The 1,739-nt window shown below is 68.0% G+C and carries 2 protein-coding genes; both read left to right on the top strand.

Annotated elements, in window-relative coordinates:
* Positions 1–24 precede the first annotated feature (24 nt).
* Complete coding sequence (locus RIN18_RS12570) at positions 25–936, top strand: ABC transporter permease (RefSeq protein ID WP_375163531.1); 912 nt, start codon at positions 25–27, stop codon at positions 934–936.
* The gene (locus RIN18_RS12565; protein WP_309104320.1) at positions 933–1,727 is read left to right on the top strand and encodes an ABC transporter permease subunit; all 795 of its coding nucleotides are present in this window, start codon (positions 933–935) and stop codon (positions 1,725–1,727) included. The genes RIN18_RS12570 and RIN18_RS12565 overlap by 4 nt, the downstream gene beginning before the upstream one ends.
* The last annotated feature ends 12 nt before the right edge of the window (positions 1,728–1,739 follow it).

Here is a 1,739-nt window from a genome sequence, read left to right as displayed (position 1 = left end):
GCCCCGGCCCGCCGCGGGGGGGGGTTGGCCGGGCCCCCCCCCCCCCCCCCCCCCGCGGGGCCCCCGCCCCGGGCGCCGGCCCGGCGGTCCGCGTCATCATGGGCGTGGCTCGGGCTCGTCCCCTTCGCCGCCTACGTCCTGCTGTTCCTCGCCGTGCCGACCTTCCTGGCTGTCGCGTCGGGGTTCTTCAGCAAGGAGGGCGCGTTCACCTGGCACAACGTCGCCGCCCTCGGCGACCCGGTCGTTGTGACCACCTTCGCGAACTCCGCCTGGCTCTCCGTCCTGACCGCCGTCGTCGGAGCGATCGTCGGCGCATTGGTCTGCTATGCGCTCCTCGGCCTGCCGGTGGAGGGTACCGTCCGCACCACGGTGGATGCCGCAGCCGGTATGCTCGCACAGTTCGGCGGTGTCATGCTCGCGTTCGCGTTCATCGCGACGATCGGCATCCAGGGGGTGCTGAAGGTCTTCCTCGACGAGAGCCTCGGGATCGATATCTATGCGAACGGGACGTGGCTCTACGAGCTGCCGGGCCTCATCCTGCCCTACATCTACTTCCAGATCCCACTGATGGTGATCACCTTCATGCCCGCTCTCGCCGCGCTGAAGTCTCAGTGGGCAGAAGCCAACCTCACCCTCGGGGGCACCCGCACCACCTTCTGGACGCGTATCGGCATCCCCGTCCTCGCCCCGTCGTTCCTCGCCAGCACACTGCTGCTGTTCGCCAACTCGTTCTCGTCTTACGCGACGGCCGCAGCCCTCGCCAGTCAGGGCTCGCAGATCGTGCCACTGCAGATTCGCACCTCGCTCACCAGCGAGACGGTGCTGGGTCGGGAGAACCTCGCCGGTGCGCTCGCCCTCGGCATGATCATCGTCGTCGGAGTCGTCATGGCCCTCTATTCCCTGGTTCAACGTCGAGCGGCGAGGTGGCAGGCATGAGGCCGACCGGCCCCTCCACCGCGACCCGATGGATCATCGGCCTGCTCGTCGGTGCGTTCTTCGCGATCCCGCTGCTGTCCACGCTCGTCTACACCCTGCGTGACGGCGAAGGCGGCTTCAGCTTCGCCCAGTGGGCGGAGCTGTTCGACCCGTCGCAGGCGCAGGTCTACAGTCCGGTCTGGACCGGACTCGGGAACTCGCTGGTGCTCGCCGTGGTCACGGTCGCCATCGTGCTGTTCGTACTGGCGCCGACCATGATCTTCGTCAATCTGCGGTTCCCGCGCCTGCGGCCGGCGTTCGAGTTCGTCGTACTGCTGCCGATCTCGATTCCGGCGATCGTGCTCGTCGTCGGGCTCGCGCCGATCTACCTGCAGATCGGTCGCACGCTCGGCACCGGTGCGTGGACGCTCGCGTTCGCGTACGGGATCATCGTGCTGCCGTTCGCCTACCGATCGATCCAGGCATCCATCGATGCCGCCGACCTGCGCACGCTCGCCGAAGCGGCCCGCTCGCTCGGCGCCGGCTGGCCTTCGGTCGTGCTGCAGGTCCTCGTGCCGAACATGCGCCAGGGGCTGTTGGCCGCCTCGCTCATCTCGGTCGCGGTCGTGCTCGGTGAGTTCACGATCGCGTCACTGCTCAACCGCCAGGTGCTTCAGACCGCGCTGGTCGTGGTGAACAAGATCGACGCGTATGCGGCATCCATGTTCACCCTGCTCGCACTCGCCTTCTGCTTCCTTCTGCTCCTCGTCATCGGCCGCGCAGCCCGCGGCACCGGAAAGGCCATGTCATGACCCTGGAACACG

The organism is Microbacterium sp. (assembly GCF_031179285.1).
GTDB lineage: Bacteria > Actinomycetota > Actinomycetes > Actinomycetales > Microbacteriaceae > Microbacterium.
The sequence above is the reverse complement of the archived record's forward strand: the minus strand, read 5'-3'. Positions and strand labels throughout refer to the sequence as shown.